Annotated in this window: 14 protein-coding genes; 11 read left to right on the top strand and 3 right to left on the bottom strand. The window is 33.9% G+C overall.

Going from position 1 to position 19,862, the window contains the following annotated elements:
- Positions 1-16 precede the first annotated feature (16 nt).
- Positions 17-1,186, top strand: a complete 1,170-nt coding sequence (locus tag MKY04_RS02010; RefSeq protein ID WP_126295019.1) for a saccharopine dehydrogenase family protein — start codon at positions 17-19, stop codon at positions 1,184-1,186.
- A gap of 256 nt (positions 1,187-1,442) precedes the next feature.
- A complete protein-coding gene (locus tag MKY04_RS02015) occupies positions 1,443-3,584 on the top strand; it encodes a beta-propeller domain-containing protein (protein ID WP_346235233.1) in 2,142 nt (713 codons plus the stop codon).
- Between the two features lie 54 nt (positions 3,585-3,638).
- Here the strand turns inward: MKY04_RS02015 and MKY04_RS02020 are convergent, their stop codons facing one another.
- A complete protein-coding gene (locus tag MKY04_RS02020; RefSeq protein ID WP_346235234.1) occupies positions 3,639-5,054 on the bottom strand; it encodes a polysaccharide deacetylase family protein in 1,416 nt (471 codons plus the stop codon).
- Positions 5,055-5,184: 130 nt separating this feature from the next.
- On the opposite strand from MKY04_RS02020, the gene MKY04_RS02025 reads away from it, so the two are divergent.
- Both MKY04_RS02025 and MKY04_RS02030 read left to right on the top strand, forming a co-directional pair.
- Entirely contained in the window at positions 5,185-5,937 is a 753-nt protein-coding gene (locus tag MKY04_RS02025; protein ID WP_126295023.1) for a threonine/serine exporter family protein, read from the top strand.
- Positions 5,938-5,949: 12 nt separating this feature from the next.
- Entirely contained in the window at positions 5,950-6,438 is a 489-nt protein-coding gene (locus MKY04_RS02030) for a threonine/serine exporter family protein (RefSeq protein ID WP_126295025.1), read from the top strand.
- A 226-nt stretch (positions 6,439-6,664) separates the two neighbouring features.
- Here the strand turns inward: MKY04_RS02030 and MKY04_RS02035 are convergent, their stop codons facing one another.
- The gene (locus MKY04_RS02035; protein WP_346235235.1) at positions 6,665-8,686 is read right to left on the bottom strand and encodes an EAL domain-containing protein; all 2,022 of its coding nucleotides are present in this window, start codon (positions 8,684-8,686) and stop codon (positions 6,665-6,667) included.
- 507 nt (positions 8,687-9,193) lie between these two features.
- Here MKY04_RS02035 and MKY04_RS02040 point away from each other — a divergent pair.
- The 6 genes from MKY04_RS02040 (at position 9,194) to MKY04_RS02065 (ending at position 16,450) form a co-directional block, all read left to right on the top strand.
- Positions 9,194-10,921: an ABC transporter ATP-binding protein gene (locus MKY04_RS02040; RefSeq protein WP_126295029.1), complete on the top strand. Its 1,728-nt coding sequence runs from the start codon at positions 9,194-9,196 to the stop codon at positions 10,919-10,921.
- Positions 10,921-12,747 carry an ABC transporter ATP-binding protein gene (locus tag MKY04_RS02045; protein ID WP_126295031.1) on the top strand — a complete coding sequence of 609 codons (1,827 nt, stop codon included), beginning with the start codon at positions 10,921-10,923 and terminating at the stop codon, positions 12,745-12,747. Before MKY04_RS02040 ends, MKY04_RS02045 begins: the two co-directional genes overlap by 1 nt.
- Positions 12,748-12,844: 97 nt before the next feature.
- Entirely contained in the window at positions 12,845-13,723 is an 879-nt protein-coding gene (locus tag MKY04_RS02050) for a GNAT family N-acetyltransferase (protein WP_126295033.1), read from the top strand.
- 199 nt (positions 13,724-13,922) lie between these two features.
- Positions 13,923-14,834 carry a 1,4-dihydroxy-2-naphthoate polyprenyltransferase gene (locus tag MKY04_RS02055; protein ID WP_126294656.1) on the top strand — a complete coding sequence of 304 codons (912 nt, stop codon included), beginning with the start codon at positions 13,923-13,925 and terminating at the stop codon, positions 14,832-14,834.
- Between the two features lie 233 nt (positions 14,835-15,067).
- Positions 15,068-16,009 (top strand): ring-cleaving dioxygenase, encoded by a 942-nt coding sequence (locus MKY04_RS02060; RefSeq protein WP_346235236.1) that lies wholly within the window; start codon positions 15,068-15,070, stop codon positions 16,007-16,009.
- Positions 16,010-16,261: 252 nt separating this feature from the next.
- Positions 16,262-16,450, top strand: coding sequence for a hypothetical protein (locus MKY04_RS02065; RefSeq protein WP_346235237.1), 189 nt, complete (start codon positions 16,262-16,264; stop codon positions 16,448-16,450).
- A gap of 60 nt (positions 16,451-16,510) precedes the next feature.
- Here the strand turns inward: MKY04_RS02065 and MKY04_RS02070 are convergent, their stop codons facing one another.
- Complete coding sequence (locus tag MKY04_RS02070; protein ID WP_126294659.1) at positions 16,511-17,446, bottom strand: aldo/keto reductase; 936 nt, start codon at positions 17,444-17,446, stop codon at positions 16,511-16,513.
- A gap of 985 nt (positions 17,447-18,431) precedes the next feature.
- Between MKY04_RS02070 and MKY04_RS02075 the strand changes: the two genes are divergently transcribed.
- Positions 18,432-19,427: an LLM class flavin-dependent oxidoreductase gene (locus MKY04_RS02075; RefSeq protein ID WP_346235238.1), complete on the top strand. Its 996-nt coding sequence runs from the start codon at positions 18,432-18,434 to the stop codon at positions 19,425-19,427.
- Positions 19,428-19,862 lie beyond the last annotated feature (435 nt).

Genomic DNA, 19,862 nt, shown 5'->3' on the forward strand with positions numbered 1-19,862 from the left:
AAAGGGGATGTGTGTGATGAAGATAGTAGTCTTAGGTGCTGGTTTAATGGGAAAAGAGGTAGCACGTGACTTAAATGCCAGCGAAAAAGTAGAAAAAATATACTTAGCTGACTTAGATACAAATGCTGCACAACAATTTGTAGATTCTTTAAGCACAAATAAAATAGAAGTCGTTTCGCTAAATGCTAAAAATGAAGCTGAATTGCGGAGTGTTATGTCAAAAGGGGATGTAACAGTAAATGCACTATTCTATGAATTTAATGAAAGTGTTGCGAAAATTGCAATTGAAGTAGGTGTGCATTCTGTTGATTTAGGCGGACATATAGGAGATGTAACAGACCGTATTTTAACGCTCCATGAAAAAGCAAAAGAGAAAAACATCACGATAATTCCGGATTTAGGAGTAGCACCAGGCATGGTAAATATATTAGCTGGATATGGTGCATCAAAATTAGATTCCGTAGAGTCAATAAAGCTTTATGTTGGAGGGATTCCTACAAACCCGGAACCGCCGCTAAACTATACAAGAGTTTTTTCTCTTGAGGGGGTAATGGATCATTACACTGAGCCAGCGAAAATAATTCAAGGTGGAGAACTAAAAGAGGTTGCATCACTGTCTGGAATTGAGCCAATTTATTTCGATCAGTTTGGCGTACTTGAAGCATTTTACACTTCAGGAGGCACTTCAACACTTTATAAAACGTTCCCGAATGTCAAAACACTTGAGTATAAAACGGTTCGATATAAGGGGCATGCAGAAAAATTCCAGCTGCTTGTAGACTTAGGATTTTTAGATAAAGAAAATAAAGTTGAAGTGGATGGCAACGAAGTAAAGGTGCGGGATGTTGTTCGCGAGGCTCTAAAGAAAAAGCTTAATCTAGGTGATAAGCAAGATGCTGTCCTGCTTAGAGTAATTGTTGCTGGGGAAAAATCTGGTGAACAAGTTACATTTGAGTATGATATGAATGTAAAGAGAGATGAAACATCCAGCATGACAGCAATGGCTCGTGCAACTGCTTGTACAATTGCGGCTGTAGCCGTAATGATTGGCAGTGGTGTTATAACAGAACGTGGAGTATTCCCGCCTGAATTGATTGTACCGGGAAGTGAATATATAGAAAAATTGGCTAAGCGCGGTGTTATTATTAAAGAAACATCTCATCGATCAACGATTGTAAAATGGTAGGATTTGTATTTTATTTTTCATAAAAAGTCATTAACTATTCGATTATATAAAAAATTCTAAGAATCTGCTCTTTCTTTGTTTAGGATTGAGCAGATTCTTGTTTATTTAATAAAAGTAACTCTTTGGAGTGTAATTGATTTTTGAACAATTATAAAACAATGAAATTTTTCAAATATTTATTTCCAAAATTTGAAACGAAATACAACTTTAAAAGTCTAATTAATCAAACAGATTAACATAAAGGAGAGAAAAAGAAATGAAGCGAAGGTTTTATACAAGTGGAATACTTCTTCTAACTATTATTTTCATTTCAAGTGCTGTACTAGTATTCTTCGGAAAAAAGGTGGAAGTAAGTGCAGCATCTACAGTTTTTGTAAATCAACCATACAATGTACATTTTTCTCATGCAATTGAAAAGGAAAGCATTAATAATGGAGATATCTATTTAACAAATGAGGCAGGAAAGAAGGTTGACGCAGAAATTACTTTACAACCATCAAAACAATCGCTTTCAATTGTGGCCTCTGCACCTGGTGAGTATGTTCTTCATGTAGAAAAAAACGCATTTAAAGAAACAGCGGCAAAAGAGGAAAAGCAAACAATTGAATTTAAAGTACTTGAAAAAATTGAGCAACTAACCTCAGCTCAAGATTTGAAAGACTATTTTCAAACAATTTTAAACAGTAACAATCGTAATTTCGGTTATGCACAGAATGAAGCCTCTGGTGCTAAAGAAGAAAGTGCAGACATGGCTACATCAAATACCTCTTCACATTCAACAACAAATAATCAGGTTGAAGGAATTGAGGAAGGTGATATTGTCGTAACAGATGGACATCATATATATTCAATAATCGATAATCAAATTGTCATTACGGACGCTAGCAATCCAAAATCTTTAAAAGTGACAAGTAAAATTTCATTAGAACCTAATAGTTATCCAAGCCAATTAATGTTGCATGATGATATGCTTATTGTCATAGTGGATCAGTATGTAGAAATGAAACAAGAACCCTACATGGGTGGTATTAGCTTAACTAAAGCCGCATTCTATAATATTGAAGATGCTGCAAATCCAAAATTAGTAAGAGAAATTGGTCAAGATGGCTATATGAATGGTGTTCGGAAATACAATAATGTTTTATATATAGTAACAAACAAAACTCCAAACTACTGGAGGCTGTTAGAAGATGAGGATGTTGAGCTTAGACCGTATATGTATGATAGTGCAAGTGACCAAATAACGCCAATGGACATTAAACAACTATCCATCTTACCTGGCTCAATGGAACCAAGCTATACAATTATTTCTGCAATTGATTTAGATAATTTAGATAGTAAAGAAGTTCAAACAAAAGGATTTTTAGGTGGAAGTTCAACTCTCTACATGTCAAATAACGCACTTTATTTAACAGCGTTTAATTATTCACCAACGTTATATGAGTCGAAAAGCTCTGCGTCATTTACAACTGACATAAGAATTATGCCAGTACCTACAAATACTGATATCTATAAATTTTCATTAGACCGAACAAAAGTGGAGCTTGTTGGATCAACATCGTTAAAGGGCAGCATATTAAATCAATTTTCAATGGATGAACATAATGGCTATTTCCGAATTGCAACAACAGAAGGCAACATGTGGGGATCCCCAGAGCAAGCATCTAAAAACCATTTATTTATTTATGATGAGCAGCTTAATAAGGTTGGGGAATTAACTGACTTAGCAAAAGGTGAACGAATCTACTCAGCACGTTTTATGGGAGATAAGGCATATATCGTAACATTTAAGCAAGTTGATCCACTGTTTGTTATTGATTTAGCAAATCCTGAAAAACCAAAAGTTTTAGGTGAATTAAAAATTCCAGGATTTAGCAACTATCTACATCCATTAGATGAAAATCACTTAATTGGTTTTGGATATGAAACGGAAACAAGAATTGACAGTTATTCTAAACAACCTTTTACTACAACTGCAGGTATGAAAATATCGCTATTTGATATTACAGATTATAATAATCCAAAAGAGCAGGATACAGTTGTAGTTGGTGGGCGTGGGACGTATTCAGATATTCAGTATAATCATAAAGCATTATTCAAAAATAACAAGTATAGCTATTTTGGATTCCCAGTTGTTATCTATGAAGGAAAGGGCGAGTATGATGTTCAATATAAGGGAAATGGCGCACTCGTTTATGAAATTACGGCTGAAAATGGAATTCAACTAAAAGGAAATCTTGTAACTCCTGCGAAAAATGGAGAGCAATACGAAGAGTGGGAGACGAATATTTCTCGAATGCTTTATATTGATGAAACGTTATATACAGTCTCAAGAAATGAAGTAAAAAGCTATGATTTAAAATCCTTTAAGCAATTAGGTAGTGTAGATTTAAAATAAATAAAAGGCGATTCGTAAACCTTGTGAAGGGTAACGAATCGCTTTTTTATATCTCTATTTACTTGTTTGATAGTTTAATATTTCGCTGACAGTTACGAATTCATAACCTTCATCCTGCAAATAAGCTAAAACACTATCAAGCCCATCAGCAGTAGATTGGTGAATATCATGCATTAAAATAATCGCATTATTATGCATCTTATTCTTCACCATTGGCAATATTTTATCAGCATCACGATATTTCCAGTCTAATGTATCAATTGTCCACAATACAATTGGAACTGAAACTAGGTCATTTACACATTTATTTCTTGCACCATAGGGTGGGCGGAACACAGTAGGATATTGCCCTGTAGCTTCGTAAATTACATCATTTGTTGAATTATACTGTGATAAAACTTGTTTAGGAGTTAAAGTAGTTAGATTGGAATGGTTCCAAGAATGATTTCCAATTTCATGCCCACTTGCCAATATTTCTCTTACAAGAGAGGCATTATTTTCAACGCGGTGGCCTACCATAAAAAAAGTCGCCTTTGCATCGTATTTCTCAAGTGTTTGTAAAATTTGTTTCGTAACTTTTTCATGTGGTCCATCATCAAACGTTAATGCGACACGCTTGCCTTTGTGTGTGGTTTTAATAATGGTATTCGAACTTGTATCATTAGTTCGGTATTTTTCATCTAATATAGGATTTAAAAATGACATCGGGATACGAATTGTAGGCATTCCTGCTAGTGGACTCGCAATTTCATCTTTATCATAGTAAATCACTAATTCATTATCAACAATTGAAAATTTTTTAAAGTGACGCCATTTTGGCTCAGTAAGCGTCTGCACTTTTTCTGTATAAAGATATTCTTTGTATGCTGGGTTGCTTGTAATTTGTTTTTGTACATATTCTGCCAAAACTTCTAAGTTCTTAACCTTTTCATCTAGCAATTGATACATGTTCACGAATTCTCCCGTATTATTATTAAATAAATACGTTTGAATTGTGGCATCATATTTTGTTTTATCTACGGATGATTTATTAGTAAAGACAAATGAATAATAATCGTTTTTATATTGATGAATTTGAAGAGATATTCTAAAATCACCAACAACGCTATTATTTTTATTTTCATTTCTAAACAAATAAACAGTATCGAGGTATTTTTCTTTTGAATCTGCTATGTATTTTGAAATTTCTTTATTCACCGTGTTAAATTTAGTTTTTGGATACTGCATAGAATAAGGTATCGATATATCGTTAGAACTTTCTTTAATGATTTGAATGTCGGGAAAGCCGGACTGTGTTTCAGTGAGAGTTGCAGTCGTTTCATCAACTTTATCGTTGTTAGCAGCGGAAGTATTCTTTTGAAACTTAGAATCCCCACTAATGAAAATAAATACAGCAATAATAACAGTTAGCAAAAAAATAGCACTTAATAGTAAACTATCTAGACCACGTGCTTTACGTTGGTTTTCCAATCTAGATGCGCTCCTTTGTTATAAAATTGTCAATAAAGTAAACACTAAGTAAACTTAGAAAAGTATGTATTGAGATTTTCATTTCTCTTCGATATTATGAGCATGAAGAAAAAGGAGATTGACACACACTATGGATAAAAACGAACAGAATTATGAAATGGCGCTTAACTGTTTTTTATTAGCTGGCCAAATCATGATGGAAAGTGGAGCAGAAACATATCGAGTTGAAGATACGATGCTCCGTATGGCACGCTCACAAAACATAGAAGATGCACAAAGCTATGTAACACCTACAGGCATTATCCTTTCATTAGGCAAGAGGCAGATTACTAAAATTACATCAATTACAACAAGAATTACAGATCTTCACAAAATCGCAAAGGTTAACAGCGTTTCTCGTAAGCTTACATTTAAAATGATAACATTAGAAGAGGCATATGACGAGCTAAGAAAAATACAAAAAACAAATTATTTTTTGCCAGTTCATTTACAAATTTTAGCTGGTGCTATTGCAAGCAGCTGTTTTATGATTTTATTTAACGGACTATGGTCAGATATGCCTGCAGCATTTGTTGCTGGAGGTGTTGGTTATCTTGTTGTCATTGTTATACAAGAGATGACAAGGGTGAAATTTTTCTCAGAATTCTTAGCAGCACTTGTAGTAGGGTTGATAGCAACACTTGCAGTTCACTTTGGATTAGGAACTGAAATGGATAAAATTATTGTTGGTGGAGTTATGCCGCTAGTTCCAGGTGTGTTGATTACAAATGCTGTCCGTGATTTAATGGCTGGTCATTTTACCTCTGGAATTGTAAAAGGTACTGAAGCATTTTTAACTGCTTTTGCAATAGGATCAGGTATTGCGTTAGTTGTCGCATTTTAAGGAGAAGTGGAAATGGAATTCATTCTACAAGCAGTTTTTAGTTTTATATTTACAGCATGCTTTGGTGTTATTTTCAATGCTCCTACAAAAGCAATTCCTTACTGTGGGGTTGTTGGGGCAATTGGGTGGATTATTTATTACACAGCTATTCAAATTGGTGTAACAGAAGTGCAAGCATCATTTTTAGGTGCATTTGTTATTGGTATTGTTGCTCAAGTCTTTGCCCGTCGCTTTAAAATGCCAATGATTATTTTTAATGTATCTGGTATCATCCCACTTGTACCAGGTGGTATTGCTTATAATACTATGCGAAACATCGTTGAACTAGACTATAGTATGGGAATTCAAAATGGGATGCGTGCATTTATGATCTCAGGGGCGATTGCAATGGGGTTGGTTTTTGCAGAGGTAATTGTACAATTAGTTTTACAGATGCTGCGAAGCGGAAAAACATCAATGCAAACATTTGCAAGAGCAAAACGGAGACAGAAAATAAAGTAACAAAATATATAATGAGATAATTAGTTTAAAATCAGCTTTGAGATGGAAAGAGTTATAGAGAAAATAATAAATAATATCATTACTACATAAAAATATAACGTTATTTTGCCAAAAGGTAAGGGGCTATCAAGAGAAAGTTTCTCTTATAGCCCCTTTATCTATACAAAATAAATACTACTTATAGTTGTTGAGGAGGCGATTTCCTTCTTAAAATAATTGTTCAATATTATTTCTCATTTTTCAAAAGTTTACTAATTTCACTTTCTGTAACAGGCTTACTAATTAAGAAGCCTTGAATTGCGTCGCAGCCATAATCCTTTAACAACTCGCGCTGCTCATTCGTTTCAACACCTTCTGCCAGTACTGTTAAGTTCATTGATTTTCCAAACTGAACCATGCCATTAATAAGGCGCTGTGTTTTTTCTGATTGCAATAAAGAAGCAACAAACATTTGGTCAATTTTTAAAATTTCAATCGGCAATAGCTGCATGTAACGGAAAGATGCATAACCTGTACCAAAATCATCGAGAACAAAAACAATTCCTTCGCTTTCTAGCTTGCGCATTTGTTTGATAATTGACGTCTCTGCCTCAGCTTCTAGTGCAAATTTTTCAGTTATTTCAATTTGAATTAAGTTTGCTGGACAATTTGTTTTTGATAATATATTTAAAATTGATTTTGCCATATTTTTATCGCGGAATTCCCGCACAGACAAGTTAATGCTTACTTTTAAATCAAATCCTTCTTTTTGCCACTCTGCAGCTTGTTTACATGCCTCCTCAATCATAAAGGAACCAATATTATTTATTAGACCAGTTTCCTCTGCAATTGGGATTAGCTCATCAGGTGAAACAACACCGATTTCCTCATCCTCCCAACGAACAAGCGCTTCAGCGGCGATAATTTTTCCTGTATGAATATTAACTAAAGGTTGATAGAGCACCTTTAAATCTTGTTGATCAAGTGCAAGCAATAATCGCTTTTCAATAATTGATTTTCGATTAATTGCCTTATGTGTAGCATTTGATAATGAACCGATATTATCGCCGCCAGCTTCTCGAACATTTGAAATAGTAGCAAGAGAAGCTTTCATTAACTGAGCAAAATTCGATTGATCTTGCGGTGAACGGGTAATACCACCACTAATAGAGATGGGTACAGCTGTATTTCCATCGTAAATAGGATTTTGTTTTAAGTATGTTAAAAATCCTTGAATAAACCATTCGCCAAGTGGTGTAATAACTACAAAGTCATTTTCATTGATTCGCGCCATATAACTATCTTGGAAATATATTTTCATTCGTTTTGTAAATTCAACAATTAAATTGTTTTTCACTTGATTGTTATGCAGCTCTTTCAACGTATAGTATTTATCTATACTTAAATAGACAAATGAAAAATGGCGTTCATCCTCAATCATTTCTGTTACAACGTTTTCAAGTCGATGGACATTCATTAATCCAGTTTCTGTATCAATGTAGGCAATCTTTTCGAGTTGAAGCTGCAACTCTTTTTCGTGTGTAATATCTTTTTCAATTAAGATATAGCGATAGCTTTGTTCACTTTGTGAATAGGTAGGGATGGCAGTTAAATGTACCCAGTAAAGCAAGCCGTCTTTTGTTACTTTCTTTACTTCGCCTTGCCAAGTTTGTCCTGAATTAAGCGTTCTCCATATAGTTTCTGTTACTTTTAAACTTTCTTCTGTTTCAGGGAACAATTGCCAGAAAGTTTTCCCAAGAACGCGTTTTGGTGTCCAGTGACTTGTTTTTAAAAATGGTTGATTACAGTTAATGATGAATCCTTCTGAATCAAGAGTGACCATCATAAATGTAGAAAGCAGACCGTTTTTTAAATCATTTAATTCTTGAGTTGTATCATCTAGTCGTTTAAAAAATTCGTCAATTAAGCAAGTTACTAATATGCATGGTTCACCCTCTACAAAGCAAGGTGTCACAATTAGTGTTCCTTGAATAATAGTATCTTCCTTTGTTAGTAGCTGTACATTTTCAAAACGAAGCAACTCTTTTCTATGTAATAATCTGTGCCAGGATTGATCTGAAAATGTTGATAGTAAACTATCCTTAATAGTAGAAATTTCACTAAAGTCATCAATGGAGTATCCAAAATACCTTTTACTTAAATCGTTCCAAATAACTACTTGTCCATTCCGATTAAGTGCAAAGGATGGAAAAGGAGCTAATGTTGCTAGTTCTTCATTAAAATAGTAATTTTTTTGATTAGGGCTCATTAGTTTCCGTCTCCTTGTTATTTTTATACTGTTATTATAAAGTTTTTCCAGTTGAGAGTCATTATTAATATATTTGTAATATTTTGATGTGAAAATAATAAAGGAGTAAAGTCCTAAATGTAGGGTGAAATTCCTAAAAAAATATCAATTTAAAATAAAATATTTACGGAATAATGATTGGATTATATCTACATAGTATTAGTTCCTTTTTCGGATTACTTTTAATAACTCCTCCATTTAGGTAGTATTGTAGGATTAAAATTTAAAAATTATGCGTTTTACCGAGCTGGTCTAATTAATTATGAGTTAGTCTTAAAGGCAACTAAATTACTTACTAGACGTGAGTTGAAAAAAATTTGCTATTTAATTTTATTATATATAGATGCTTATCTACGAACAAAATAAAGTAAGTAAAATAAAATTAAAACTAAAAAAATGTGAACAAATTGTAAATAAAAAGGAAAATTATATAAATAGAATATTGGAAAGAGTTTTAGGGGTGTGTTTGTGAAAACTATATTTTCTTACATTAAGCCATATAAATGGCCGGCAATTGTCGCACTATGTTTAATGCTTATTGAATTATCAGTAGAACTTGTCCAGCCTATAATTATTGCAAAAATTATTGATGACGGAATTGTAATGAAAAACTTGGAAACGATTGGTTACTGGGGAATTATACTGGCAGGATTGGCTTTTATTGCTTTCCTAAGTGGTATTGTCAATTCCTACTTTTCTTCTCATGTTGCCCAAAGCTTTTCATTTGATATTCGCAACGCTCTATTTAGCAAAATTCAGTCGTTTTCAATGGCGACGTATTTACGGTTTCCTACTTCAGGATTAATTACACGATTAACAAGTGATGTACAACAAGTACAAACGGTTTTATTTATGAGCTTACGAATTATGCTGCGTGCTCCTCTTTCAGCAGTTGGCAGCATTATTATGGCGTTTATTGTAAATCCCACGATGGCTCTATTCTTAATGATAGGAACACCAATCCTAGTTATTTTTTTATATGTAATCGTGAAGAAGGGTGTTCGTTTTTTTGCACAAGTACAGCGAAAATTAGATCGAGTAAATCGTGTACTGCAAGAGAACCTTCAAGCCATTCGATTAGTGAAAGCATATATGCGCAACAATTATGAAGAGAAACGCTTTGAGGAAACAGCCGATCAATTAAAAATAAATACAATGAAAGCTTTGCGTGTGATGGAGCTTATCATGCCTATTTTGCTATTTATTATGAATATGAGTTTGCTTGCTGCTTTATGGTTTGGTTCAGTAGAAGTTGGAAATGGTAATGCAAATGTTGGTGAGCTTGTTGCGGTTGTCAATTATGCAATGCGAATAACAGGTTCATTTTCTATGTTTGCGTTTATTATTAACTCATTTTCGCGTGCAAAAGCCTCTGCAGAACGAATGGAAGAAATTCTTATCATTGAAAAAGACATTGAAACCGAGCTTGCAAATTCACAGAATTCCGTTCTAAGCAAAATACGATCAATTCGATTTGATCATGTTACATTTATATATCCTAATACAGAAAAACTAGTATTAGATGATGTTTCTTTTACAATTCACTGTGGAGAAAAGATTGGAATTATGGGAGCGACGGGTTCAGGAAAATCGACTTTATTAAATCTCATTCCAAGATTTTATGAACCTACTTCAGGTGCTATCGATATAAACGATTGTAATATAAAAGAATTAGAATTAAAGGAGTTAAGAGCAGTAATTGGTTTTGTTCCACAGCAATCCATGTTATTCACAGGGTCGATCTATAACAATATTAGCTGGGGAAAACGTGACGCATTGGCAGGGGAAGTAAAGGATGCCTCAACGAAAGCCCAAATCCTTGAAACAATAGAAAACTTCCCAAATCAATTTGATACACGTGTTGGGCAAAAAGGTGTTAATTTATCAGGTGGTCAAAAGCAACGTCTATCAGTTGCCCGGGCCTTAATACGTAAAGCTCAAGTTTTAATTTTAGACGATAGTACAAGCGCATTGGATGTAAAAACAGAATCAGCATTTTGGGAAGCGATGAAGAATGAAAGTGCAACGATGCTTGTTGTGACGCAAAAAATTCGAACTGCTAAAGGGATGGATAAGATTCTGCTATTAGATGAAGGGCGTGTTATTGCTTTTGGTCCTCATCAAGAGTTGCTTGAAACGAACGAACAATACAAACGGATTGTGCTGTCACAACAAGAACAGGTAGGTGAAAAGTGATGAATTTCATTCGGAAGCCTTTTGGATACGAGCCTGTATTAACAAAGGAAGATTTAAAAAGACCCAGTAGTAAAAAGAAGGGCCCACGTGCTAGTGATTGGAAAAATACACTGCGTCGTATTTGGAAAATTGTTGATGAACAACGTGCCTTGTTGATTATTGTTTTATTACTTGTTGTCATAAGTTCTGGAATGTCGCTTTTGGGACCTTATTTAATTGGCTATATGATTGATGAGTATGTCGTAATGGGAAACTTTGAAGGAATGTTTTCGTTAATTTTGGCATTAATTTTTATTTATTTAATATTAGCATTGTCATTATTTTTCCAGAATTATTGGATGATTGGCATTGCAGGACAGGTTATTTATCGAATGCGTACTGACGTTTTTAATCACTTATTGAAACTGCCTGTTTCATTTTTTGATAAGCGTCAACACGGGGAATTAATGAGTCGTGCTACAAACGATATTGAAACGGTCAGTTCTACCTTAAATAGCTCATTTATACAGGTGTTTTCAAGTGTTTTAACATTGATAGGCACCATTATCGTTATGGTTTCCTTAAGCCCATTATTAACCTTGTTAACGATGATAATTATTCCTCTTATGTTTACTGCAACCCGTTGGATTACGAAAAGAACGAGTAAATTATTTAAGGAGCAGCAAGCAGCACTTGGTGCACTAAATGGAATGATTGAAGAAACTATTTCCGGTCAGCGAATTGTCAAAGCATTTTCACAAGAGGAAAATGTAAAAAGTGAATTTCGCGAAAAAAGTGCCAATTTACGTAGAACAGGATTTTGGGCTTTAACTTATTCTGGGTATATCCCAAAGGTTATGAACTTTTTAAATAATATAAGCTTTGCAATAGTTGCGGGCATCGGTGGCTTATTAGCTTATAAAGGATTAGCCTCAATTGGTACAATCATTATATTTACGGAGTACTCTCGTCAATTTACACGTCCGCTGAATGATTTGGCAAACCAAATGAATACGGTCTTATCCGCAATAGCAGGTGCGGAGCGCGTGTTTTCAATTATGGATGAACCAGTAGAAGAAGATAATGGCAGAGTGAAAGAAACTCATAAGCTGCTAGGAGAAGTGGAATTTCGCAATGTTTCTTTTAAATATGAATTAGAGGAACAGGCTTATACATTAAAGGATGTAAGTTTTCACGTATTACCTGGGCAAACGGCTGCTTTAGTTGGAGCAACTGGAGCAGGAAAAACGACGATAATGCAATTGATTTCTAGATTTTACGATGTACAACATGGTGAAATATTATTTGATGGTTTAAACGTGCGTGACTTAAAAAGAAAGACGCTGCGCAGTCAAATTGCGTTCGTTTTACAAGACTCGTTCCTTTTTGAATCGAGTGTATACGAAAATATTCGCTATGGCAGACTCAATGCTACCAATGAAGAAATAGAAGAGGCTGCAAAAAAAGCAAACGCCCATAGTTTTATAATGAAGCTTCCAAATGGCTATAATACGATTTTAACCTCAGATGGAAGTGAACTTTCTCAAGGCCAAAAGCAATTATTATCTATTGCACGAGCATTTGTGGCTGATCCAGTTATTTTATTATTGGATGAAGCAACAAGCAGCATCGACACAGTAACAGAAGAAAAGATACAGCAGGCGTTAGATGCATTGATGGAAGGGCGAACAAGTTTTGTTATTGCTCATCGTTTAAATACTGTTCGTAATGCAGATGTTGTTTTTGTGATGAAGGAAGGTAAACTTGTTGAGGCCGGTACTCAGCGGCAACTGCTGGAACAAGATGGCATTTATGCTAATATGCTAAAACAATCTGGCATTTTATAGCTAGGTAATTATATGAAATTACCGACTATATCTTGATACAGCATATTAGTTTTACTAAAATGAAGAAAACATTTATCAGAATCGGAGATTAACCTAAATGAATTTTTCAATCATGACTGCATCCTTTCCAATTGATGAAGAGACATTTAAAGAAATTAAAAAGTTATGTGAGGATGCTTTTATAGCAGATAAATACAATTACAGTTCAGTTTTAAATTTATATGAATCAATGAGTACAAATATAAGAGGTTTTTTTGTTCTTGCCTACGATGAAGAACAAAATCAGCTTGTCGGAGTTGCAAGTGCTACAGACCAAATGGGATTGAATACATATGAATGGTCTATATTAGTATCGCCAATGTATCGCCAAATTGGCATTGATGAGGCACTGTTAAAGGTGTTAGGTGATGGCCTGCATAAACGAGGTGCGGAAGGAGAACTAGCGCTAGTAATAGAAAATGATAAGGCCAGAAGAAAATTCATTGAAAAATACGGATATTCATATAGCTTTTCAGAAGCAACATTTGAAGCAAAATCAGAAGAAATGAAGCTGAACGACCATATTTATATTCGACCTTATATGGAAGCATCAGATAAAGATTGTTTAATTGAAATTTTTTGTGAAGCTTTCGGTGATTTAAGAGAAGAAGCGATAGAGTTAATCTCATATAATACTACGACAGATGATAGAGTTTTATGGGTTGCAATGCTTAATGATGAAGTAGCCGGAACAGTTACTTCTGCAAAAGAAGGGAAAGTACAATGGATTACCGCATTAGCAGTTCATCCATCTAAACAAGGGTTAGGTGTTGGAACGGCCTTGTTAAATTGGGTTAAAGATTTTGCTTTAAGAAATGGTGAAAAAGTTGTAATGCTTGATGTTGAAATTGACAATGAAAAAGCGCTTGCAGTTTATGAAAAAGCTGGATTTATAAAGTCGATGCAGGTTGATTATTTTGTTTATAGTGGTGAATAGATAATGGAACCCACAAATCTTAAAGGATTTGTGGGTTTTTTAGATTAAGAAGAAAGGTGCATTCCTTAAGTATGCTGTATAAGGCATCAGAACTAAGCAAGGCCCTTCCGCTTTTCTTAATAAATTTGATATAATAATTGAATGTGAGTAAAAACGAAACCATTTAAAACTTATAATAGTAGGGAAGTTGAACAGATTCATGGAAAATCAAAAACAAATGAGTTCCGCAAAATTAATGTGGAAAATGACTCGGCCACATACATTAACAGCGACGTTTGCGCCTGTTATTTTAGGAACTGTAATAGCACTTTATGAAACTCAGATTAACTGGCTATTATTTATTGCGATGATGTTAGCTTGTTTATGTTTACAAATCGCGACGAATTTATTTAATGAATATTATGATTTTAAGCGCGGACTGGATACTGCTGAGTCTGTTGGTATAGGAGGCGGGATTGTCCGCCACGGATTAAAACCTAAAAACGTGTTGACTGTTGCAGGTCTTTTATACGTAATTGCTGCGTTTATCGGTGTATATATCTGTATGAATAGCAGCTGGTGGTTGGTGGTAATAGGATTATTCGGTATGGCTGTTGGTTATTTATATACAGGTGGTCCAATTCCAATTGCGTATACACCTTTTGGCGAGTTATTCTCAGGGGCATTAATGGGGACAGGCTTTGTATTAATTTCTACCTTTATTCAAACAAATACAGTTACATTATTATCAATACTGCTTTCAATACCAGTTGGGATATTAGTTGGTGCTATTAATATGTCAAATAATATTCGTGATATTGAGGAAGATACGAAAGGTGGAAGAAAAACACTTCCAATTCTTCTAGGACGAGAGAAAGCAGTAATTGCATTAGCTATTGCCTTTATAGTTTCTTATTTATGGATAGTAGTGCTTGTTTTTGTAACGCCGATTAGTTTTTGGGTGTTGCTTGTATTGCTAAGTGTAAAAAAACCAATATCCGCAATTCAAGGTTTCAAAAGAGGTGAAGTGGAGCCTCAATATATGAGAATTGCAATGAAGTCTACAGCAATTACAAATACATTATTTTCGCTATTGCTATCTGTTGGATTATTAATTAGTTATATATTTTAAAATTGTGCATGGCCATTTTAATTATGGTCATGCTTTTTTACTATTGAAAAGAGCTACAACTAATTAATCAAAGAAAAAACTTAAAAGAATTGGATATTTGTGTTAAAAATCATACTAGTTAAATGGAGGGCTTCAAATAGATTATCCATCCTTTTGTTTTTATATTTGAAATTATCTCGAATTCGAGATATAATGATTGCAACAATAGTAGGTGATAGAGAGGTGGAATTAAGATGAGAAAAATATTAGGCCATCACCATATATCGATGATTACAAAAAATGCAAAGAAAAATGATGAATTCTATAAGAATATACTAGGATTACGCAGAGTAAAGAAGTCGGTAAATCAAGATGATCCATCTATGTATCACTTATTTTTCGGTGATTTAGCAGGAAGTCCAGGGACAGGTTTAACATTTTTTGAAATTCCGATGGTTGGGAGAACATATCGTGGAACGAATGCGATTACTCAAATCGGGCTTTTAGTTTCTTCTAAAGAAAGCATGCTTTATTGGAAAAATCGTTTTGAAGAACTAAATGTAAAACATGATGAAATTATAAGATATGCAGGAAGAGAGGCGCTTCCGTTTGAAGATCCAGAAGGTCTGCGATTAATTTTACTGAACAACAATGGGGAAGTGATTCCAGAATTTTGGACTTCTTGGACTAATTCCAACGTACCGAGTGAACATCAAATCTTAGGGATGGGCACTATTGAAATAACGGTAAAGAATTCTAGTAAATTAGAGAAAACATTAACTGAAGTTCTCGAGTTTGTTGTAAAGGAACGTTCAGCAGAACATATAGTTTTTCAATCAATTAAAGGACAAGGCTTTGGCGAAATACTTGTAAAAGAAATGGATGGACCAAGTGAAAGACCAGGTCGCGGAAGTATACATCATCTAGCGTTACGCGCCAAAGATGATGAAGAATTAAACTACTGGAATGAAAAGATAAAGGAAAGGGGATTTCATTCTTCAGGGATTGTGGATCGCTTTTATTTTAAAAGTCTCTATTTCCGAGAGTCTAATGGAATCTTATTTGAAATTGCAACTGATGCACCTGGCTTTACAGTAGATGCGGATATAGAAACATTAGGTGAAACGCTGGATCTGCCTCCTTTTTTAGAAGAACGAAGAGTAGAAATTGAACGTCGATTAGAACCACTTGATTAAATCTAAAAGGTTGTACTAATAAGGCTAAGGCCTTTATAGTACAGCCTTTTTATTCATTTTTAATCTATTGAAAATAAACGAGCTTCCTAATGCTTGAAACCAATAATTAATAGAATAAAAAGTATCAACTTCTGTGTGGCAGTTATTGATTAGTGAGCATTGATAATAAATTTTTCTATTTTTTCTGGTCTCTTTCCTTACACTCCTTTTTTCTATTTACATAATGTGAGAATGGGAGGAGGTGAGTAAACAATGTTGTTACTTGGATTATTAACACTCTCCATTGCTTTAATGACCTTAGGTTTAGCAGAGTTTTTAGTAAGCAACGTTACAAACAAAAGATGGGTTAAAGTAACTGGAGTAGTTACAACGATTATTGGTGTTCTTCTCTTCTTAGGAGTTGCGGTATACTTCTTATTTGTAGTTTTACCTACACTCTAACTTAGAATAAGAAACAGTGCCCCACTAAGAAATTTCTTAGTGGGGCACTGTTTATAATGATTAAGCTTTGAATATCTGATCAATCGTTTTAATTTCATCGTTATTTAAACGAACATCCAGTGTTTTTAAGTTATTAAGCACTTGGTCTGAATTTTTTGCTCCAGGTATTACTGCCGTAATTGCTTCCTGAGTTAAGTACCATGCTAGAACAATATGTGATACTTCTACTCCTTTATTATTGGCAATACTACGTAGTTTTTCTACTTTTTCAAGATTTTGAGTATATACATCTTCTTGGAAGTAAGAGAGTTTATTACGTAAATCGTTAAAAGTAGATTCCTTTGTATATTTGCCAGTAAGAAGACCAGAAGCTAATGGGAAATATGGAATAAACGCAATTTGTTTTTCAGTTGTATAAGGGAAATAGTTGATTTCAGCTGAACGGCTAAATAAATTATATTCGCCTTGTACTACATCAACATAGCCATCTTTGTTAGCTTCCTTTAGTTGTTCTGGTGAGAAATTAGATACGCCAATTGCACGGATCTTACCTTCGTCTTTTAATTGTTTTAACGCACCCACTGCTTCATCCTTTGGTGTTTCTTCATCTGGGTAGTGGATATATAGTAAATCAATATAATCAGTTTGAAGGCGTTTTAGGCTTTTTTCAACTTCATTACGTAGGAAGGATGGTGAATTATCAAAAATCGTTTTACCATCAATAAATTTTTGAGCTACTTTAGTTGCGATAACAAGCTCATTGCGCTTTCCACTTTCTTTTACCACTTCGGCAATTAATTCTTCTGAGCGTTCAGGCCCATAACTAAAAGCAGTATCAATAAAGTTAATTCCATTATTAATGGCAGTACGAACTAAATCTTTACCTACTTCTTCATCCAAATTGGGGTATAGGTTATGTCCACCTACAGCATTTGCTCCTAAGCCAATAGGATTTACATATAATTCTGATTTTCCAAGCTGAACTTTGTTTGACATAAATAACTACCTTCTTTCCAAAGTTTTTATTTCATCAAGTTAATCTTGTAAGTTTATTATTCAGCCGTGTCTTGTTAAAGTCTACTGTAATGAAAATAGGAATACTAATTTAATTTTATACATCTTATTCCAAAAAATAAAATAATTGAGATTGTAATATAAATAATTTCATCATTAAAAGTGTCGGGATATGGAAGTATGAAAAAAGTATTCTAATTTATAAGAATAATGCAGTAGAAAAGATTTTGAAAGGTCGTTAAAGGTTGAAACAACAAATTGGAGTGTTAGAATTTTTGTCAATTACGTTGACATTTGGATGGTTTGCAACAAATAATGTTGTCGTTTGTTGTGATTAATAAAACGTTTTTCTTATAAACAATTATTTATAGTAGTGAGATTAAAAGTGGGTTATTAACAAGGATATTAAGCTATATAAGGTCGGAAGTTTTGTCAACCTTATTTACGGTAAAAATATCGTAAGAAAATGATGATGTCGATTAAGGGAATTAATTTTACTAGTATATGACTATAATTTAAATTGGAGATTTTGCTAGAATAAATAATATATTTACACTTTTTTATATTAGGGAAAATGGAAGTTTTTTGTCAATCACATTTACAATTTAACTATTGTGAAATATAAAGGTGTCGAATAAAAGAGAGAATTAACTTTTTTATTAAGATAATAAAACTAAAGCTTCTTATTTTAAAATGGTCAATCAAGAGCAAATGTAATAAACATCAATGACGAATTTTTTATCAATCCAGTTTACGATAAAATTATAGAAATAATGTGAGAGTGTCGTTTTTAGTCATTAAAATTATAGCACCTGCTTTAAGACAAGGAAGTAGTCGACAATTTCATAGAGCAAGTAAATAGATTTTAAACCATTAATTTCGTTACAATGAAATTCAGTCAATGCATTTAGATGCTGTTGGGTAAAACTAAACTGGTAATACTAATTTTGAAGGGAGCCATGCATAAATGAAGCTAAGCGTATTGGATCAAGCACCGATTACAAAGGGAAATACTGCGCCAGATGCCCTAATAAAAGCTGTAGAATTGGCAATTTTAGCAGAAGAACTAGGGTATGAACGTATTTGGATGGCGGAGCATCATAATACAAAAGGGTTTGCAAGCTCAGCTCCTGAAATTACAGCAGCATATATTGCTGCGAAAACTAGCCGTATTCGTGTTGGAACAGGTGGCACTATGATAATGCACTATTCACCGTATAAAATTGCAGAAGTGTTTAAAACATTAAGTGCATTAGCTCCTGGACGGATTGACTTTGGGGCAGGGAGAGCTCCCGGTGGCGATAATCTATCTATTTTTGCTTTGTCTGAAGGTCGACAGCCAGATGTAAATAATTTATACGGGAAATTAGAAGCGGCATTACATTTAATAAATGATGAGGCACCTCAAATTCCATACTATAACAGAGTAATTGCATCACCTTCCAATATTGTATTGCCTCAGAGTTGGCTGCTAGGGTCAAGTGGAAACAGTGCCATCCAGGCTGGGCGTATGGGGTTAGGATATTCTTACGCTCAATTCTTTAATGGCAATATGAATAAAAGAGTATTTGATGCATACCGAGAGAATTTTGTTCCATCTGCTTTTATGGAAAAATCTGAAATTATTGTTTCATATTTTGTAACGGTAGCAGATACAAGAGAAGAAGCAGAGTACGAAGGGAAACCTGCTGATATAGCACGTCTTTTATTTATGAGAGGGCAAATTGATCAACCTAGATTAACTCCAGAAGAAGCAAAGGACTATCCTTTAACTGAAATGGATCGTATGTGGATTGAAGAAAGTAGAAATCAACATTTCGTTGGCTCAGCTAAGGAAGTAGCTGAAAGGCTTTTAGCTGAACAAGAAACATATGGCTTTGATGAAGCGATGATTTGCACGATACCACATTCACAAGAAGTTCGATTAAATGTATATCGATTGCTTGCAAAGGAATTAATGTAATTAGATTAAAAACACTAGAAGGATACTTTTCCTTTCTAGTGTTTTTATTTGCGATAAGTTTGTACAAAGAATAAATTTCATAATCTAGTAAGTTGGATAATAAGATGTAATGATTAAAGTTTGCTTTTTAAAAATAGATATTAATTGGAGTTGAGAAATTGAAATTCATCCAAGCAATTTTTTTATACATTTGCATCTTTCTAGCGTCATTTTTTATTCTATATGATGGTTCGGTAATAGAATCCATTCAGTATTCAGCAATTATGTGGACAATCGTTATTATGATTAAAAGATAGAAGGATTACATACATTTGGGTTTCGTAATGGCGAAGCCTTTTTTCTGTGAAAATAATTAATCCCTTCGGTCTTTGAATACTATTAATCAAATATGTTTATTCTTAAATTGACCGAAAAAAGCCAATAAGAAAGCAGAGC

The sequence above is a fragment of the Lysinibacillus telephonicus genome (genome assembly GCF_039654155.1).
Classification (GTDB): domain Bacteria; phylum Bacillota; class Bacilli; order Bacillales_A; family Planococcaceae; genus Ureibacillus; species Ureibacillus telephonicus.

What these genes read in the sequence shown, in the direction of transcription:
- MKY04_RS02010 (WP_126295019.1), top strand. Translation starts at nt 17, where the DNA reads ATGAAGATAGTAGTCTTAGGTGCTGGTTTAATGGGAAAAGAGGTAGCA.
- MKY04_RS02015 (WP_346235233.1), top strand. Translation starts at nt 1,443, where the DNA reads ATGAAGCGAAGGTTTTATACAAGTGGAATACTTCTTCTAACTATTATT.
- MKY04_RS02025 (WP_126295023.1), top strand. Translation starts at nt 5,185, where the DNA reads ATGGATAAAAACGAACAGAATTATGAAATGGCGCTTAACTGTTTTTTA.
- MKY04_RS02030 (WP_126295025.1), top strand. Translation starts at nt 5,950, where the DNA reads ATGGAATTCATTCTACAAGCAGTTTTTAGTTTTATATTTACAGCATGC.
- MKY04_RS02035 (WP_346235235.1), bottom strand. Translation starts at nt 8,686, where the DNA reads ATGAGCCCTAATCAAAAAAATTACTATTTTAATGAAGAACTAGCAACA.
- MKY04_RS02045 (WP_126295031.1), top strand. Translation starts at nt 10,921, where the DNA reads ATGAATTTCATTCGGAAGCCTTTTGGATACGAGCCTGTATTAACAAAG.
- MKY04_RS02050 (WP_126295033.1), top strand. Translation starts at nt 12,845, where the DNA reads ATGAATTTTTCAATCATGACTGCATCCTTTCCAATTGATGAAGAGACA.
- MKY04_RS02055 (WP_126294656.1), top strand. Translation starts at nt 13,923, where the DNA reads ATGGAAAATCAAAAACAAATGAGTTCCGCAAAATTAATGTGGAAAATG.
- MKY04_RS02060 (WP_346235236.1), top strand. Translation starts at nt 15,068, where the DNA reads ATGAGAAAAATATTAGGCCATCACCATATATCGATGATTACAAAAAAT.
- MKY04_RS02065 (WP_346235237.1), top strand. Translation starts at nt 16,262, where the DNA reads ATGTTGTTACTTGGATTATTAACACTCTCCATTGCTTTAATGACCTTA.
- MKY04_RS02070 (WP_126294659.1), bottom strand. Translation starts at nt 17,446, where the DNA reads ATGTCAAACAAAGTTCAGCTTGGAAAATCAGAATTATATGTAAATCCT.
- MKY04_RS02075 (WP_346235238.1), top strand. Translation starts at nt 18,432, where the DNA reads ATGAAGCTAAGCGTATTGGATCAAGCACCGATTACAAAGGGAAATACT.